The sequence below is a fragment of the Alloalcanivorax marinus genome, assembly GCF_016906305.1.
Lineage (GTDB): Bacteria > Pseudomonadota > Gammaproteobacteria > Pseudomonadales > Alcanivoracaceae > Alloalcanivorax > Alloalcanivorax marinus.
The window spans coordinates 200,829-219,555 of sequence record NZ_JADDOL010000005.1 but is presented as its reverse complement, the minus strand read 5'-3'; the positions used below and the strand labels follow the sequence as shown (position 1 = coordinate 219,555).

The 18,727-nt window shown below is 66.2% G+C and carries 6 protein-coding genes and 1 tRNA gene; 2 read left to right on the top strand and 5 right to left on the bottom strand.

Features of this window, described 5'->3' with window-relative positions; all coding sequences use genetic code 11:
- Window positions 1-80: 80 nt before the first annotated feature.
- Complete coding sequence (locus IM760_RS06705; RefSeq protein ID WP_204427771.1) at window positions 81-12,224, top strand: filamentous hemagglutinin family protein; 12,144 nt, start codon at window positions 81-83, stop codon at window positions 12,222-12,224.
- 66 nt (window positions 12,225-12,290) lie between these two features.
- Complete coding sequence (locus IM760_RS06700; RefSeq protein WP_204427769.1) at window positions 12,291-13,073, top strand: helix-turn-helix transcriptional regulator; 783 nt, start codon at window positions 12,291-12,293, stop codon at window positions 13,071-13,073.
- A 53-nt stretch (window positions 13,074-13,126) separates the two neighbouring features.
- Here IM760_RS06700 and IM760_RS06695 read toward each other — a convergent pair whose 3' ends face one another.
- The 5 genes from IM760_RS06695 to IM760_RS06675 form a co-directional block, all read right to left on the bottom strand.
- Window positions 13,127-14,434, bottom strand: coding sequence for a PstS family phosphate ABC transporter substrate-binding protein (locus IM760_RS06695; protein ID WP_204427767.1), 1,308 nt, complete (start codon window positions 14,432-14,434; stop codon window positions 13,127-13,129).
- 498 nt (window positions 14,435-14,932) lie between these two features.
- Window positions 14,933-15,008 (bottom strand) — tRNA-Phe (locus IM760_RS06690).
- Window positions 15,009-15,057: 49 nt separating this feature from the next.
- Window positions 15,058-15,342 carry an oxidative damage protection protein gene (locus IM760_RS06685; RefSeq protein ID WP_204427765.1) on the bottom strand — a complete coding sequence of 95 codons (285 nt, stop codon included), beginning with the start codon at window positions 15,340-15,342 and terminating at the stop codon, window positions 15,058-15,060.
- Between the two features lie 19 nt (window positions 15,343-15,361).
- Window positions 15,362-16,429: an A/G-specific adenine glycosylase gene (gene mutY, locus IM760_RS06680; protein ID WP_204427764.1), complete on the bottom strand. Its 1,068-nt coding sequence runs from the start codon at window positions 16,427-16,429 to the stop codon at window positions 15,362-15,364.
- Between the two features lie 4 nt (window positions 16,430-16,433).
- Window positions 16,434-18,665, bottom strand: a complete 2,232-nt coding sequence (locus tag IM760_RS06675; protein ID WP_204427763.1) for an AsmA family protein — start codon at window positions 18,663-18,665, stop codon at window positions 16,434-16,436.
- Window positions 18,666-18,727 lie beyond the last annotated feature (62 nt).

The following is an 18,727-nucleotide window of genomic DNA, read 5'->3' as shown; positions in this document are numbered from 1 at the left end:
TTCCGGAACGTCTATGCCAGGAAGACCGGCGATCATTGCCACGTCGGCCGACCCTTTTTTGTCCGCGTTGAGAGAACCCCATGAAGCTGAAGCATGCCGCCCCGCCGCGCCCGTCGGCGAAACGCCCCGGTGACGCCACCTTTACCCTCAAGCCGTTGGCGCGAGCGATGGCCCTGATGCTGGCGGTGGGCGCCTTGCCGGTGGCGGAGGCCGGATCGCGGGTGGCGGGTGCGGACTGGATGGCCGCGAAGGCCTCGGCGCGGGCTGCTGCCCAGGCGTCCGCCTCGGCGGTGAGTGGGCGCTCCCGGGCCGCCACCCTGGCGGAACAGCAGGCGGCGGCGAAGCTGCGTCACTCCATCGATAACCTGCGCCGTACCGCCGGCACCCTCGCCGCGCAGCGGGCCGCCCAGCAGGCGGCCCGCGAGGCGGCGCGGCACGCCGCATCGAATATTCCCAACGGTCTGGCCGAGGGCGGGCTCAAGGTGGACGCCAATCCGGATACCGCCGGATGGCACAACGCGGAAGGGCCCAGCCAGTCGATCAAGGACGGTCACACCACGGTGACGGTGAAGCAAACCGGGGATAAGGCCATTCTCAATTGGGAGACCTTCAATGTCGGCCGCGACACCACCGTCGACTTCGAACAGCAATCCAATTGGGCGGCGCTCAACCGCATCAATGACCCGCAGGCACGACCCAGCCAGATTCAGGGTCGCATCCAGGGCGACGGCACCGTCATGGTGGTGAACCGCAACGGTGTGGTGTTCAGCGGCTCCAGTCAGGTCAACGTACGTAATCTGGTGGCCGCCGCTGCCGATATCAGTGACCAGCAGTTTCGTGAACGGGGCATCTACTTCGACGCGGAAGGCAGCCAGCCGGTGTTCACCGATGCCGCCGGTGATATCGATATTCAGGCTGGCGCGCGCATCACCACCCGGGCGCCGGGAGCCAGCACCCAGGGTGGCGGCTACGCCATGTTTCTGGGGCGCAGCGTCAACAATGGCGGCGAGATCGTCACCGACCGGGGCCAGACCACCCTGGCCGCCGGTGACGATTTCTATATTCGCAAGGGACAGGGCACCGAACAGAACACCGCCTCCACCACCCGGGGCAACGAAGTGGCCGCCTCGCTGGACGCCGGCAGCGATGCCGGCCAGGTCCTCAACGAGGGCCTGATTCTTTCTCCGGAAGGCGACATCACGCTCACCGGCCATGAGGTGCGCCAGCAAGGGGTGGCGGTGGCGACCACCAGCGTGGATGCCCGCGGCACGGTGCACCTGCTCAACGCCGCCAGCGACACGGAAGGCAGCGTCACCCTGGGCGCGGACAGCGTCACCGCCGTGCTTATCGACGAGGACAGCGGCACCGCCACGGACAGCCGCCGCCAGCAACTGATCGACGAGTCCGCGGACCAGGACCTGCTCCGCGACCAGATGACCGATGGCCATTTCGATAATCTGGCGGATCTGCCGGACCGCCGCGACCAGTCCCGGGTGGAGATCGTCTCCGGCAACGACGTGATGTTCGAAAAAGACTCTCTGACCCTGGCCACCGGCGGCCAGGTCGCCGTGGCCGCCGCGGACCGGGTACGCCTGGAAAGCGGCGCCGAAGTGGACGTGGCCGGCGCCGTCGGCGTGCGCGTGGCGATGGAGTCCAACAATGTGTTGGTGGATGTGCAAAGTAATGAGCTGCGCGATTCGCCCTTCAACCGGGACAGCGCGGCGCTGAAGAACGGCGACGTGTGGCTTGACCGTCGTGACCTTATCCTGGTGCCGGCCGGCACCGGTGGTTACGAAGAAGACCGCTGGTACACCGCCGGCGGTCTGCTGGAAGTGAGCGGCTACCTGGACACCAGCGAACACTCCGCCCGGGAATGGGCCGCCGCCGGCGGCACCGTGCGCCTGCAAGGTAACGCGGTGATCAGCCAGAGTGGTTCCAGCGTTAATTTGTCCGGTGGCACGCTCAACGTGGAAAGCGGCTATGTGCGTCAGACCTGGCTGATGGGCGCCGACGGCAATGTTTACAACGCCGCCTCGGCGCCGGGCTATCTGCGCTATACCGGCGTCTACCGGGGCTATCAGCGTCACAGTGCGCGCTGGGGGCAGACCGATGCCTATTACAACCCGGCTGTGATCCGCGAGCGGCGATTGGAAAGTGGTTATGTCACCGGTCGCGATGCCGGTGAACTGATCGTCAGCGCCCCCACCGTCGTCCTTGAGGGCGACATCGATGCCAGCGTCTACAACGGCGAACGTCAGGACCGTCCCCGTGACGCCGGCCTGGACGGCTACCAGCAAGCTCAGAATCGCGTCGCCCTGGGCGGACGATTGCTGATCGGGAAATACGGCGTGCGGGGACTTGCCGGCGGCTTCGAATCTGATGTGCGCATCGGCGACTTCGACGCCATCGCCGACCAGTTGGAAAGGGATGGGGAACTCGGCGAGCGACTCAACACCGTCTGGCTGGATGCTGAACACCTCAACCAGCAAAATCTGGGCGGCGTGGATCTGGTGTCCGCCGGCGCCATCCGCGTGGACCACGATCTGACCGTCACTCCGGGCGGCTATGTCCGCCTGGCCTCCGGCCGGGTGGACGTGGACGCCACCGTTACCGCGCGGGGCGGTGATATTACGCTGACCAACATTATCGAGGCGTACAACAGCAGCGGTTCCCGGGTGCGTACCGCCCTGGAAGGCGCGGACGGCGAAACCCGGATGCGCCTGGGCGCCGAAGGATTCCTGGATGCCCGGGGCCTGTGGAGCAATCAGCGCCGTGAACCATTCCGGGCTTCCCTGGCGCACCGCGATGGCGGCCGCGTCCAGGTCATTTCCAGCCAGGATGTCACCCTGGAGTCGGGCAGCCGCATCGATGTTTCCTCTGGCGCCGCAGTGGGCGCCGACGGCAACCTGATGGGCGGCCGTGGCGGCGACATCACATTGAGTGCCGCCACCACCGTCAATGAAAACAGCGGCGCCCAGCAAAACGGCGTGTTGACCCTGGATGGCGATCTGCGCGGGTTTGGCGTGGACGGCGGCGGCACGCTTACGTTGCGCACCGGGGAAGCGGTGGTGGTGGGCGGCGACGCCTTCGAAACCAGCGGGCTGCTGGCCGCCGGTGAAACGGCACCGGTGGACCTGACCTTGCTGGAGGAAGTGGTCATCGCCGCCGGCCAGACCCTGCCGTTCGACTATCAGTACCAACGCACCGTCGCCGTGCCCGGTGAGGCGCTCGGTAACAGCGCCATCACCATCAGCCCCACCAATACGCTGACCCTGGCGGCGGACTGGACCATACCCGAGTCGGCCACGGGCACCTTCCGGGTCCTGGTCGGCCGGACGGTCTATGGTTCCAGCCAGACGGTGCCGGCCGGATCGGTGATCACCAATGTGGTGGGCGCCTCCGTCGGCACCTTGCCTTCCGATTACATCGTGCCCGCCGATGCTTTCCCCAACGGCATTCCCGTGCAGCCCAGCCAGCAAACGCTGCCGGCGGGTACGCCCCTACCCAACGATGTGGTGTTCGCCGCCGGGGAAATCCTGGCCGCGGGCAGCGTGCTGAGTCGCGATGTGCGGGTGAAGCCGGTGCTGCAACTGGCCGCCGAGGATTTCCAGCGTGGTTTTTCCCATTACGACGTCAACGGCCATAAAGGGGTATCCGTCGCCGAAGGCGAGCGCATTGATGTAACCCTGCCCGTATATCGCTTCCGATCGAACGCCGCCTCGGCGACGACGCGTGACGATGCCCTGGAAGTATGGACACCGCCCCTGTACCTGCCGATGGCGGACCAGGACGAAAGAATGTCCCGGCGGCCGGGAGCCAGCCTTACCCTCAGATCAGAGGGCCAGGGCCGGCCCGGTGCCATTAGCGTGGGCAAAGATGCGGTTATCCAGGTGGACCCGGAGCAGTCCATTGTCCTGCGGGGTGGCCAGACCACCGTGGACGGTACCCTGAGGGCCCGGGCCGGGCGCATCGATATTCTCAACCCGTCCAGCGATGCTCAACTGCAGGCGGCGACGCCGGCTCGTTCCATCTGGATCGGCGAGAATGCGCTGCTGGACGTCTCCGGGGTTGCTCACACCGGCACCGACCTGAGAGGCCGTCGCTATGGAGAGGTACTGAATGGCGGGCAGGTGACCCTGGGCAGCAACCTGCCTCGGGAAAAGGTGGATGGCCTTTATCCGGTCAACAATCAATTCATCATTGTCCGGGATGGCGCGGTCATCGACGTGTCCGGCGCGCAGGCGGACCTGGATCTGGGCCTCGAAGGACCCACCACGGTATCCGGCGACGCCGGCGGCCTGGCGATGCGCTCCAATGCCGGCATCTACTTCGATGGTGAGCTGCGTGCCGAAAGCGGTGGTGATGGCGCCGCCGGTGGCAGCCTGGATGTGATGCTGGAAACCATCGCGTTGCCGGTGAACATCGGTGACGAACGCCAAACCGAGTTGCGTACCATCGTGGTTGGCGAGGGCATTGAGTCCGGTCTGCCCTCGGACCTGACCGCCGGCAAGGACGATTCCGCCCTGCGTTTCGGCCAGGCCCGGTTCGACAGCGAGGACATCGAGGACTGGGGGGTTGATAGTCTGTCGCTGTGGGCTCAAGACGCGATCCTGTTCGAGGGCGACACCGGCCTCGACCTGGGCGGCAAGATTGAATTGTCCGCCGCCGTGATCGGCGCCGCCCCGGAAACCCCGGATATCGAGGTGGCGCTGGCCGCGCCCTACGTCAGGCTGGCCGGTCGTACCGAGCTGCCGACGGTCCCCGGCAGCAGCAACCAGCAAGGCACCGGTCCGTTCTTCGAGTTCGAGAATGGCCATATCTCACCGAATTCCACCCATGAGAGCAGCCGCTTTTCGGTGAGCGCGGACCTGATCGATCTGGGCCAGGGGGCGGTGGCTTTCGGCGGGCATGGTACCCGGGGACTGCTCGGCGGCGGTGAAGCAGAGGTGGATTTGCCGGGCTTCGCGCGGGTGACCCTGGACAGCCGGGGCGATATCCGGATGGACAACGCCGTGCTGACCGCGCAGCACGAGCTGGAGGTGATCGCCGAGCGCCTCTATCCGGTTACCCACAGCACCAATAATGCCCTGAGAGTCGGTGATATCAATCCGGACATCGAAAACGCCGGCGACGCCGTGCTCAGTATCCGGCGGCGAGGGGAGGGGACCCCGGATCTGCCACCTTCGGTATTCGGTGCGCTGTATTTACTGGCACCGAACATCGAACAGAACGGCGCGGTGATGGCGCCGTTGGGGTTGATCTCGGTGGGGAAGGACGTCGTGAACACCGCTTTCGGAAGCGGGGCCAACCCGCCCTATGACGTCCGTAATGTGCACGTGGATGTGGCGCTAGGGGCAAACAGCATCACCTCGATCAGTGCCGATGGTCTGATCCTGCCCTACGGGTACACCAGCGATGGCATCAACTACTACTACGACGGCGAAAAGGTTGAGTTTGACGAAACGAATTCCGACGCCGCCCAGAGGCAGCGTACCGGCGGTGGCATCGTCTTTGATGTCGCCACTTTCCTCGCCCGGGAAGGCGCGGTGGTGGACACCTCCGCCGGCGGCGTGCTCCAGGGCATCGGATTCCGGTCCGGCCAGCGGGGCTCAGTGAATATTCTTGATACCGCCCTGGCCAATGCGGCGCCCTGGCACGCTGGCGACAGTGATGCCGAAGTGTATGCCATCGTCCCGGGCCACTACGGCGATGTGGCGCCGATCGACCCGGCCCTGGCCGGGCCCGCCCGGGTGGGTGAGCGGATAACCATCGGCGCCGGCGTGCCTGGCCTGCCGGCGGGCACCTATACCCTGTTGCCCGCCGAATACGCCCTGATGCCCGGTGGGTACCGGGTGGAACTCGGCGCTTCCGAGCGTTTCGACCAGGGTGTTCGAAGCAGCGCGCCCGGGCTGTACGATGCCAGCGTTTATCTGGGGGTGGCGCATACCGGGCTGCTGGCCCGGCAGCCGCGCCGGGCCTCGATCATGTCCGGCGCCCAGGTACGCCGCTACGGCGACTTTGATGAGACCACGCTGACGCAATGGGTGCTGAACCGCCAGGCGGAGTTCGGTGCCGCGCGGGCGCCGTATCTGATTCCCGAGGACATGCGCAGCCTGACCTTCGATTTCGGTGGCGCGCGGGACGATGGGGAACAGGTCTTTCGTTTCGACGGGGAGCTGCGCAACCGGCAGGTCGAGGGCGGCGCCGGCGGCATGGTGGCGTTTACCGGCAAACCGCTGGAGGTGGTGGCCGACAAAGGGCAGGGCGCGGGGGACCGCATCACCCTGGTGGACGACGACATCAACGCCCTGGGCGCCACTATTCTCGGTCTGGGGGTGAGCGCGCCGTCATTCGACGGCAGACTGGATTCCTACCGGGTGTCCACGGTGGTGCGTTCCGGCGCCACCCTGCGCGCGGGGACCGTGGTGCTGGGCGGGCAGGTCAACGGTGCCGATGACGTGGTGGTGGAATCCGGCGCCACCATCGACACCCGGGGCTTCGAGGCGGCGGGCTGGACCGCGGCCAACGGTATTGTTCTGGCCCCGGCCGAGGATCAGGCCCTGCTGGTGGTCGGCAATGATCTGATGACCTTCGGCGGCGCCAGCGGCGACGGCCGCCTGCGGGTCGAGGACGGCGCGGCGCTGTTCGGGGAAGGCTCGGTGGCGCTGCTGGCATCCGGCGGCGCGGAAATCGGTGATATTTCCCTGGGCGCCCGGGACCTGTTGCTGGGTGTGGAAGACATCAACGTGGGCACCGACGCGGCGCTCGCTCAGGCTGCTTCCGACGGTGTGCTGTCCTCCGGCTGGCGGCTGACTCAAAGTGTGCTCGACGGTCTGCTGCGCCCGGCCGACGGGCCCGGCATCGAAAGCCTGAGCTTCCAGGCCTCCAATTCCATTAACTTCATCGGGCCGGTCAGTCTGGATACCTTCGACCCGGGCACCGGCGAATCCAGCGCGGATCTGCGCTTTATCACACCGGCCATCTACGGCCTGGGTGGAGACGGGGACACCGCCACCATTCGCACCGAACGGTTCACCTGGAGCGGGCTGGGTTATATGGAAGGCGCCGATCCGGTGGCGGCGCAGCCGGGCCCGGTAATCGACGGCGGTGCCGGCACCGGCACGGGGGCCTTCCAGGTGGACGCCGATGAAGTGCTGTTCGGATTCAACGGGCCTCTCACCGATGAATCGACCAACCTGACCCTTGAGCGATGGATGCTGGGCTTCGCGGACGTGACCTTCAATGCCTCGGATCGCATCAGCAGTGAACGGGCCAGCCAGCTCTCGGTGTACCAGCGGGCGATCGGCGACGGTGACTATCAGGGCGGTAACCTGACGCTGAACGCGCCGGTGCTCACCGGCCAGGCACGCTCGGACATGACCTTCCGCGCTGGCGGTGATTTGACGGTGGCCAGACCGGAGGGCGCCGAACCGGTGGACCGGAGCGGCCTGGACCTGGGCGGGCGGCTCACCCTGGACGGCAACCGGGTGCGCATCGACGGCACCGTGGCGGCGCCCAGCGGGCATATTGAAATCCGCGCCGAGGAAGATGTGGAACTGGCGGCGGGCAGCGTCCTGGACGTGGCCGGCCGGGAAGTGACCTTCTTCGATGTGACCCGCCACAGCTTCGGCGGTGATGTGGTGCTGGAAAGTCGCCAGGGCGATGTGCGCCAGGCCGCCGGCGCGACCCTGGACGTGTCCGCCCGGGGCAGCGACGCCGGCACCGTCAAGGCCACCGCAGCCAACGGGCAGGTGGCGCTGGAAGGTGACCTGATCGCCCGCGCCGGGGATCAGCCGGACAACGGCTTCGAAGGCGGCTCGATTCAGGTGGAGGGGCTGACCATCCTCGACTTCGTCGGCCTCAACCAGCGGCTTGGCGAAGGCGGCTTCGATTACGGCCGGGACTTTACCCTGGGCAGCGGTGACCTGGTCATCGGCGATGAACTGCGGGCGCGTCATCTGTCCGTGACCGCCGATGGCGGCAGCCTCACCGTGGCCGGAACGGTTCGCGCCGGCGGCGACCACGCCGGCAGCCTGCGGCTGGCCGCCCGCGACGATCTGACCATCGAGAGCGGCGCGGTGCTCGACGCCAGTGGCGACACGCTCAAACGCGACAGCCACGGCGGCGCCATCGAGGGCAGCAACCGGGCCACCCTGGATCTCACCGCCCGGGATGGCCGCCTGGTGCTGGCGGACGGCGCCACCCTGGACGTGAGCGCCGGCGGCGAGGCCCGTGGCTTGATCAACCTGAATGCCCCCCGTCTGGGCGGCAGCCAGGGCGACGACGTGGCGGTGGACGCCGGCGGCCCGCTCACCGTGCGCGGTGCCAAGCGACTGGCGGTGAACGGTTTCTGGACCTACGACGATGCCCCGGTGGACGCCGAGGACGGCACCACTCAGGTGGTCGACGAAGCCTATATGGACGGCATTCACCAGGACAGCGAAGCCTTCGTCAACGGCGCGCTGGCCAATGCCGACCTGATGGCACGGTTGGCCGGCCTGCGCGACGCCACCGAGACCTTCCAGTTGCGCCCCGGCGTGGAGATCGTCTCCGCCACCGAGGACGGTAACCTGCGCGTGGAAGGGGATCTGGACCTGGCGAACTACCGCTACGGTCCGGATGTGGACCCGGCGGTGAGAGGTTCCGGCACCGCCGGCGTCTTCAACCTGCGGGCCGGCGGCGATCTCACCGTGAACGGCAATATCAGCGACGGCTTCGGCGTGCCGCTGACCAGCCCGGACAGTGAAATTTCCGTGGACTTCGAGTTGGAGCCGGGTCTGTTGGATACCGCTAATCGTTTCCAGTCGGACTACACCTTGCCGCAGGATTTGACCCTGGCAGGTGGATGGAACATCTCTCAAGTGGACGGGAGCCTTCCCTTCGCGATCAATCCCTCTCAGGTGGCCCTCCCTGCCGGGGTTCCAATTGAGGAAAGCGTGGTCATTGCCGTACAGACCGTCGTGAGTGGTGTTTTGGCGGCGGATGTAGTGTTACCCGTTGCGGTCAGGGATCTTCGCACGGGGGTAACTTATGGTCCGGGTCTCGTTCCCGCAGGAACCTCGGCTACGTTTCTCGCGCCGCCCGCGACGGAATTCGCCGCCGGCTATGTGTTCTTCCTGTCGCCGCAGATTCAGGTGGATACCATCCCCGCCGGAACCGATCTTTCCAGGTATCAAAGTATTAGCTTGCCTCTCACGGAGACGAACAGAGAGATCAAGTTGACAGCCGGCATGGTTCTTCCCGAGGGGTTCAGAATTTCCAGTCTCAACGGATCGGAAACGATCAATGTGCCCCTGCAACCGCTGGCACCGGTGCTGGACCGGGGCCAGGAGTCCTGGGATATCCGCATGGTGGCGGGCGCCGATCTGGCCTCCGCCAGCCGGCGCGCGGTGCGTGCCGGCGCCCTGGCCGGAGACCTGGTATTGGATAATCCCGACGCACCTCTGGTATTTCGGGGCATCACCAACGAAGAGCGGCCAGTCACCAGTGTGATCCGCACCGGCCAGGGGGACCTGGAACTGCTTGCCGCCCGGGATTACCGGCATGACTCCGCCTATGGTGTCTACACCGTCGGCAATGCGCTGCCGGCCGGGGAGGTGCCCGACGTGGCCCGCCCGGACGGGGGAGAGCTGGGAGCGAGCTATGCCGAGTACCAGGATTCCGAGGCGGTTACCGATGTGCAGGCCGGTTTCCTGACCGGTGGTGGCGAGGTGTTGGTACAGGCCGGCCGTAACCTCCATGGCTATACCAGCGGCGATTTGAATGGCGATCTACCGGCGTCGGATTGGCTTTGGACTCAGGGCGCCTCCGCCGACGGCGCCTTGGACGCCTGGTGGATTCATCCGGGCACCTATAGCAAAAACAGTACCTCCAGGGCCAAATTCTCCACGTTCCAGGGCATCGGGGCCTTGGGTGGCGGCAATCTGTCGGTGTCCGCCGCCCAGCAGCTTGGCACCTACGCCTTTATCGGTGCCGACGCCACACCGGTGGGGGCCCTGAACCTGGTGGTGGGCGCCAGCGGTTGGCGTGACGCGGACGGTACCGTCCGGCAAACCGGGGGTGGCGAGCTTCGCGTCAGCGCCGGGGCGATCAATCCTTTGCGGGACGGTACGAGAAGTAACGTGGCCAATCTGCGTGGTGATATCCGGGTGCGGGCCGGCGCCATCGGGCAGACCTGGCAGACGTTTCAGGTGCCAGGCAACTCTGATCCTCGGCCGGACGATCTGATCACCCGGGCCCGTGTTAATGCCTACGGCATTCTTTCAGTGACACAGGGTGATGGCTCGGCTCGTCTGTTGAGCGTGGGGGACGCGGTATTCCGGACCCTGAACCCGACCGCCGGTCTGCCGGGCGCCGGGCTATGGACCGACGGGACAAAAACCTCTGTTTTCGCGGCGGGTGGGGACATAACGATGAGCAGCCTATCAACGGGTATCGAGGCCCCCTCCACTCTCAGTCTGGTGGCGTCCGAAGGCTCTATTTACGGAACGCGTAACTCGGGGGATAGCATTCAAGTGCGTCCTTCATTGGATGGGGGGGTGGAGGTGCTCGCCGCGGATTCCATTTACCGCTTTGGTTTGGGGGGCGAGGCGTATGAAGATGCCGAGGGCGTTTCTGGTTTGGCGCCGACCCGCTTCTACGCGGTGGACGGCGATATCTACAGCCTGGGCTATGGAACCTTGCCGTCCACAGGAAGCTCGGGGCTGCTGGGCCGGCCGGCTTGGATTCGTGCCGGTCGCGATATTGTGGGCTTGGGCGTGAACCTCGACGGTACCTTCCAGCGTCGGACGGCGGCTTTCGGTCACAACGCCTCGACGGACGTGTCCCTGATCGAGGCGGGCCGCGACCTGATCTATATCGACGCCGCCGCGGTAGGGCCGGGCACACTGGAGGTCACCGCGGGCCGTAACTTCTACCAGGCGGATCGGGGCTGGGTGCGCAGCATGGCGGGCCTTTCCGGCGATATCGGCAGCGGCGCGGACATTGCCATCAACGTGGGCATGGGCGCGGACGGCCCGGATTATCAGGCGCTGATCGACGCCTACCTGAACCCGGCCAACCTGGCCGATCCGGGCCGGCCCCTGGCGGACCAGCCGGACAAGGTGGTCAAGGTTTACGATCAGGAGCTGAGCTCCTGGCTGGAAGACCGCTACGGCGATGCCGCCCTGGACGGCACCACCGCGCTGGCCTATTTCGAGGCGCTGTCGCCGGAACAGCAACGCATCTTCCTGCGCGAGCTCTACTATGCGGAACTGCGCGCCGGCGGTCGGGAATACAACGATGCTGATGGTGACCGCACCGGCAGCTACCTGCGCGGCCGTCGTGTTATCTCTACCTTCCTGCCCAAGGTGGACAGCGAGGCGGGCACCTCCGGCTACCAAGGTGATTACACCATGTTCTCCACCGGTGAATATTCCGGCCTGGTGCGCACCGAGGGCGGCGGCGATATCCAAATGCTGGTGCCCGGCGGCGATCTGATCGTGGGCGTGGACGGCGTGCGCCCGGAGGGCGGCGACAACGGCATCCTTACCCAGGGCCGGGGCGATATCCAGCTATATAGCCAGGGCGATATCGCCCTGGGGCTGTCGCGCATTTTCACCACCTACGGCGGCGACATCTTCGCCTGGTCCGCCGCCGGCGACATCAACGCCGGCCGTGGCGCCAAAACCACCCTGGTGTACACGCCGCCGCGCCGGGTCTATGACGGCCTGGGCAATGTGAGCCTGTCGCCGGTGGCGCCGACCACCGGGGCCGGTATCGCCACCCTGGCCCCCATCCCGGAAGTGCCGCCCGGCGATATCGACCTGATCGCGCCGCTGGGGGTGATCGACGCCGGCGAGGCGGGTATTCGGGTATCCGGCAACGTGAACATCGCCGCCCTGCAAGTGGTCAATGCGGAAAACATCCAGGTGCAAGGCGAGTCCAGTGGCCTGCCGGCGGTGGCGCGGGTCAATGTGGGGGCCCTCACCAACGCCACCAACGCCGCCAACAGCGCGGTGCAGGCGGCGGAGCAGGTGAGCCGTGGCAACCGCGGCGACCGGCCCTCGGTGATCACGGTGGAGATCCTCGGCTACGGCGAGGAGCGGCTGGTGCCTGACCAGGATCGCAGCGCCGGTACCACGGACTACCGGCCCGATGGCGCGGTGCGGGTGCTGGGCGCCGGCGCCCTGGACGAACGGCAAAGCGCCGAACTCACCGAGGCGGAGCGCCGCAGCATGTTGTAACCGCGAATACGCCGTCCCGCGCAGGGGGGCGTTTTATTAACGATAAGAAAGGAAGGGGGAACACGGATGTTCTACGAACAGGATACCGCCGGCCAGATACTGTCCCTGGCCCGGATCACCACCCCGGGCCGGTTGCGGGCCGGTTTAAGCTATCTGATGGAAGCGCACGGCTTCCGACATTACGTGTTCACCTGGCGGGGGCAGTCGCTGGGGGGCGCGGGTCTGTTCACGCTGCATAACCTCTCCCTGAACCCGATCTCACCGGACTGGCCGGTGGACAACGACCCGCTGGCCCGGTACGCCACCCAAGGGGCGCTGCCGATCGATTGGCGGGCGTTGATGATGCGCGCGGATTTCCAGGAACGGGCCTATCGGGTCACCATGCGTCGCCGTGCCGCCCTTGGGCTACGGGCGGGCTGCACGGTGCCGCTTTTGAATGGTCCCGGTGAACTGGCCTGGCTGGATCTGGCGATGGACCGTGATGACGACCAGGCCTGGCTGCATATCCGGACTTACCTGCCCTGCGCCACCTTGCTCGGCCGGGTGTTGCTGGAGCGGGTCGGGCGTTTTCTTGCCGATGCCGCCGAGCCCGACGAGCGCCCCGAGGAACCGCTCAGTGATCGTGAACGGGCCTGTTTGCGCGGTGCCAGTGAGGGGCTTTGCAACGCCGAGATCGGCGCGGCGCTTGGTATCAGTGAACGCACCGTGTCCAGCCATATCCAGCGGGCCTGCCACAAGCTGCGTGCCCGTAATCGCCAGCATGCCATCACCAAGGCCCTGCTTTCTTATCAGCTGTACGACCGCTTCTTCCTGCCGACGCCGACGACCGTCCCCGAACAAACCGCATAAAAAAAGGGCGCCGGGTGGGCGCCCTCCGCACTGGCGTGCGTTTGATGGGTCGATCAGTTGATGCAGGTGCCGGCCAGTTGATCCATGGCGTTGGCGGTGCCCAGGCGGACATAGCCGGTGGGCAGGGAGCCCGAGCCATTTACCACTTCACGGGCCAGGGCACGCAGGGCCTGCGGATCGGCGTTGTTCGCGGTGTAGCCGAGCAGGTTGGTGACCGCGGCGATCGGGTAGCCCTGGTTGAGCTGGGCGGCCGGGTCGATGACGTTGACGCAGCCGTCAGGAGTGTTGGGGTTGCTGACCGGGATGTCGGAGACGGGTTGGGTTTGCGGAAGACCGGTGTTCGGGTCCACATCGCCCAGAACGGTGTCGGCCAGCAGGTCGCCGGTGCCGTAGTTCACGGACGTGACGGTGGCCGGGTCGGTGCTGTTGACGTCGGCGTAGTCCTGGCCGGCGTCCAGTACGTTGGCCAGGTTGGCGAAGCCGATGGACCAGGAATTGGCGCCGACGCCGGCAACCACACCGGCGTTGCCGGACTCTTCGCTGTAGTTGGCGTACAGGCTGCTGGGATTGGCCGGGGAAATGGCGGCGGTGAAGCTTTCGGAGGTTTTGAAGAAGTTGGACGCCAGGCCGAAGTTGCCGTTACAGGTGGCCGCCAGGTACTGGGTGAAGGCGAACACCGTGCCGCTGGTGTCCTGACGCACGATCACGTGGATGGGCTGGGTCGGCAGGCTGCTGTCCACGTCGTTCCAGGTCTGGGAAGTGCCGGAGAAGATCTCGCACACCTGCTGGTTGGACAGATCCGGGCGGGAGCTGCCGATCAGGTTCACGGGCAGCGCGATCAGAGCACCCAGGGCCGGCATCTGGAAGATACCGTCGCCGGTGGTGTTGGGGCCGTTGACGAAGTCATCCACATTGTCGGCGGTCAGCGGAGCGTCGGAGCCGATAAAGTCCGGGCGGCTCTGGCCGGCCGGAGCGCTGAAGCCCACCGGGCTGGCGCTGTAGTCACGGCAGTCGCCGTCGGCGCTGAAGCCGCTGACACCTACCAGAACCCGTTTGCCGGTGCCGCTGCCGGTCTGGCAGTAGCTGGCGGTATCGGACGGATTGGCGCTCTGGAAAGCGGCGAAGATGGAGCCGGAGGTCACACCGACTTGCTGATACGGAGTGAACGTCGGATCGAAGCCTGCGAACAGACCCGCGTCGGTGGACAGACGCGATTCCGGGTTGGTGGTGGTGAAGCCGTCGCCGATGTAGGCGAGTGCCGGCAGAGAGGCGCCGCCGCCGACCAGATCGGTGGCGGAAGCGGCCAACGGTGCGCTGATGATGGCGGCGGCCAGGGCCGCCTTCTTGATGATGGTCTTCATGAGTCATTCCCTCGATGTTGGGTGCGATTTATGAGTAATCCCCGCGGCGGGTGCCGCATGAATTACGCTATCGAGAGCGAATGTCGCTTTGGTTCCATTACGAATAATTTTGCGCTTCCGGGAAACGACAGATCGTTGTCAGGGGGTGCGGGGAAGGGCAGCCGGAATCCGATCGGGCCAGGGGGGCCGCTAAGTGGTTGTTGTTGAGTGGGCGGGACTACGGGGAGGGTATTGGGGAATGACGGTTTGGTGGCCGGACGGTGCGGGAGGCCGCAAAGGGCCGGGTGTAAAAAGGCGCCGCTCTGGCGAGCGGGCTTTTTATTCCGGAGGCGGATTGATCGGAACAGCCTTTGGGCTGTTCCGACCCTGCGGGCTTCGCGCTGCGCGCTCGTCGCCAAACGCGGTGCGTTTGGTCGAACCAGGCGGTGGTTCATCATCCAGCCTCCGGGCACCAGATACAAAAAAGCCCCACTCTTGCGAGCGGGGCTTTTTTGTATCTGGTGCCCGGAGGCGGAATCGAACCACCGACACGGGGATTTTCAATCCCCTGCTCTACCGACTGAGCTATCCGGGCGTGGGGGCGTATTAAAGCGGCTGGCCCTGGCCCCGTCAAGGGTGCGGGGCTATTGATTGGCGTCTTTGGTGGGGGGAACGTAACCCTCTGCTTTTTCTACGCTTTCGTTGTTCAAAAAACGCTCGCGTTGTTCGTCCAGGAAGGCCTTGGCCTTGGGGTCCATGACGTTCAGGTGCTTCTCGTTGATCAGCAGGGTCTGGTGGTGCAGCCATTCCTGCCAGGCCTGGCGGGACACGTTGTCGTAGATGTCCTGGCCCTTGGGGCCGGGGAAGGGCGGTTTGTCCAGGCCTTCCAGTTCCTGCTGGTGCTTGCGGCAGAACACGGTGCGGGTCATGGCGTCCTCGTGGTTCGGTTTACAGCAGGCCCCGTTGGCGGGGGCCGTGGAGCTGGTCGAGCAGTTTCTTTACCGGTGCCGCCAGGCCCAGTTCACCGGGGGCGGCGGGGTCGATCCAGCGGCCTTGGGCGGCATCCTGCACGGCGTGGCCGTGGCTGTCCACCCGGATCAGTTGCGGTTCGATGTCCAGGTGAAAGTGGCTGAAGGTGTGGCGGAAGCCGGGCAGGTTTTCCTGGTGGCCAGCGGTCAGGCCGCGGCGTTCCAGGGCGTCGCGGCGGGCGTCTTCCGGATCCAGCTGCGGGAAGCACCAGAGGCCGCCCCAGATGCCGCTGGGCGGGCGCGGTTCCAGCCAGACGCGGCCCTGGTCGTCCTGGAGGATCAGCATGCGGGTGGCGCGCACCGGTTTGTCCTTGGCCGGTTTGCGGCCGGGGTAGTCCTGGGGATTGCCGTCGGCGTGGGCCTGGCAGAGGTGCATCACCGGGCAGCGCGGGCAGTCCGGGCGGCGGGTGCAAAGGGTGGCGCCCAGGTCCATGACCGCCTGGGTGTAGTCCGCCAGCCGGGCATCGGGGGTGTGCCGTTCGGCCAGTTCCCAGAGGCGGTTTTCCACCGGTTTCTTGCGGGGCCAGCCGGGCACGGCGTGCAGACGGGCGAGTACCCGTTTGACGTTGCCGTCCAGGATCGGGGCGCGCACGCCACGGCTTTGCGCCAGGATGGCGCCGGCGGTGGAGCGGCCGATGCCGGGCAGGGTGGCCACTTCCTCCACGGTCTCGGGGAAGTCGCCGCCGTGCTCCTCCACCAGTTGGCGGGCGGCTTTGTGCAGGTTGCGGGCGCGGGCGTAGTAGCCCAGGCCGGTCCACAGGTGCAGCACCTGGTCCACGTCGGCGGCGGCCAGGGCGTGCACGTCCGGGAAGGTGGCCATGAAGCGCTCGAAGTAGCCGATCACGGTGGCCACCTGGGTCTGCTGGAGCATGATCTCCGAGACCCACACCCGGTAGGGGGTGCGCGGGTGCTGCCAGGGCAGGTCGTTGCGGCCGTGCTGGTCGTACCAGGCCAGCACGGCGTCGCTGAAGGCGGGTTCGCTCAACATTGCCTTAACGATTGAACAGCCCCTTGAGTTTGTCGCCCAGCTCTTCCTGGATTTTTTCCTCGGCTTTCTGCTTGGCGGCGTTCTTGAGCACTTCCTCGGTGGTGTCGCCTTCCGCGTCGATGCCGAGCTTGTCCTTGAGCTTGCTCTTGGCGGCGTTGGTGGCCGCCTGCTGGGCGATCTTGGCGAAGCCGTCGCGGTCCGGGCCGCACCATTTGGCCGGGTTGCCGGCCAGGCTGCCCTGGCAGCGCAGCGGCCAGGTGGCACCTTCCAGGTATTTGCTGCCGCCCAGTTCCGGGGACTGCATGCCGATTTTGAGGTCGAACTCCTGGGTCAGGGTGTTCAGCCAGCCGTTGCCGGAAATGGTGCCTTTATCCAGCTTGGCTTCCAGGCTGTTCAGGTTGGCCACCTGCTTGTCCAGGCTGGCCTTGGTGGTCAGGTCGATGATCTTGGTGTCCTCGGACAGCGCCGCCGGCAGCTTGCCGGATTCCTGGTTGGGGATCAGGGCGCTGAGCGCCTGGAAGCGGCCGAGCATGTCGTTCACGCCGCCCACCAGGGTGTTGTAGAGGTTGAGGCCGCGCACCGTGCCGTCCGCCAGATTGACGGTGGCGTTGCCCTTGGCGGACTGCACCAGGGCCTTCTCGCTGTTGCCGGAGGCGCTGAAGTCCAGGTCCAGGGAGAACAGGCCCTTGGCCAGATCCTCGCCCAGGGCCAGGGTGACCAGCGGCTGCAGTTGCATGCTGGTGACCTGCTGCTTGTAGTTGATGCGGGGCGTTTTGCCGGAGACGTCCAGGCTGCCGCTGCCGGAGAAGCTGCCGTTGAGGGTCTGGCCGGAGGCCTGGGCCAGGCGCAGCACGCCGTTGTTGGCGGTGACCTTGACGGTCAGGTCCTTGGCCTGGATGGTCTCGTAGTTCAATTCGTTGATCTTGAGCTTGCCGTCCATCAGCAGCGGCCGCAGGCTCTCCACCGGAATCAGCTCCGCCTCGGAGAGCTGCTCGGTGCCGGCCTGCTTGCCGGCGTTGCCGCCGGCGCCGGCGGTGCTGGCCGGGGCGCTCTCGTCGTCAGCGCTTTCCGGAGGCAGATAGCCGTCCAGGGTGATCTTGTCGAGCACCAGGTCAAACACGATCTTGCCGGTGTCCAGGCTCTCCAGGCCGGCCTTGCCGCTGAGGGTGCTGCCGTCCAGGGTCACCTTGAGCGGGTCGGCCATCACGCTGCCGGCGGGGCCGGCCAGGGTGGCGTCCAGGGCCACCTTGCTGAGCGCCGCGTCGTCACGGGTTTCGATGGGCTGCTCGCCGATGGCCTCCAGGGCCTTGTTGACGTCGAACGGAGCGGTATTGATCTGGCCGGCCACTTTCATTTCGCCGGTCAGGCCGGTCACGGTGGCCTGGCCGGTGGTGCGGGTGCCGGCCGCTTCCAGCACCAGGTCGGTGACGGCGGCCCGGTCCTCGTCCAGGTTCACGTCCAGCTTCTGCTCGAGATGCACGTCCACGGGATTGACGGTAAGGCCGCCGATCTGGGCGTCCAGGGTCATCGGGTCGAGCACGAAGTGGTTGGTGTTCAGGTCGGCGGCCAGGGTGGTGTCCAGGTTCAGGTCCACGCGCACGTCGCTCTGGTCCTGGTAGCGCAGGGAGAGCTGCATCGGGAACGGCTCTTCCAGGCTCACGTCCTGGGCGTTGAAGTTGAAATGCTCCACGCGGATGTCGGTGCCGTCGGTGGTGTTGCGGTAGCGCACCTGACCGTTGGTGATGGCCACGCTGGGGATGGTCAGCGGGATGTCCATGGCGCCGCCTTCTTCCTGTTCGGTGGCGGGCTGGTCCGGGGTGGCTTCGTCGGCGGCGCCGTCTTGCGGGCCGATTTTCTCCCAGTTGCCGCCGTCGGCGGTTTCCACCAGGTTCAGCTCCAGGCCGTCCAGGGTGACGCCGTCCATTTGCACGTTGCCGAACAGCAGCGGCCACAGGGCGACGCCGACGCTGGCGCTGTCGATGGCGGCGAACAGGTCTTCCTCGCCGGGCAGGCGGGCCTCGGTGCGGCCCAGGCTGACGCCCAGGCTGGGCCAGAACTGCCAATCCAGCTCGCCGGGGATCTCCAGTTCCAGATTGGCCTGGGAGAGCGCTTGCTCACGGATCTGCGGTTTGAAGTCGTTGGGATCGATCACCTGGGTGATCACGAACACCGTGGCGGCCAGCAGCACCACAATGGCCACCAGGACGATAACGACGATTTTTATCGCGCGTGCCATAACAAGCCTCTCCTTGCGCCCCGGGCCGGGGGCCGGGATTATATCTGCGGGACATGATAACG

Excerpts from the sequence above, each read along its gene's own strand:
- IM760_RS06705 (WP_204427771.1), top strand. The coding sequence starts at position 81 with ATGAAGCTGAAGCATGCCGCCCCGCCGCGCCCGTCGGCGAAACGCCCC.
- IM760_RS06700 (WP_204427769.1), top strand. The coding sequence starts at position 12,291 with ATGTTCTACGAACAGGATACCGCCGGCCAGATACTGTCCCTGGCCCGG.
- IM760_RS06695 (WP_204427767.1), bottom strand. The coding sequence starts at position 14,434 with ATGAAGACCATCATCAAGAAGGCGGCCCTGGCCGCCGCCATCATCAGC.
- IM760_RS06685 (WP_204427765.1), bottom strand. The coding sequence starts at position 15,342 with ATGACCCGCACCGTGTTCTGCCGCAAGCACCAGCAGGAACTGGAAGGC.
- mutY (WP_204427764.1), bottom strand. The coding sequence starts at position 16,429 with ATGTTGAGCGAACCCGCCTTCAGCGACGCCGTGCTGGCCTGGTACGAC.
- IM760_RS06675 (WP_204427763.1), bottom strand. The coding sequence starts at position 18,665 with ATGGCACGCGCGATAAAAATCGTCGTTATCGTCCTGGTGGCCATTGTG.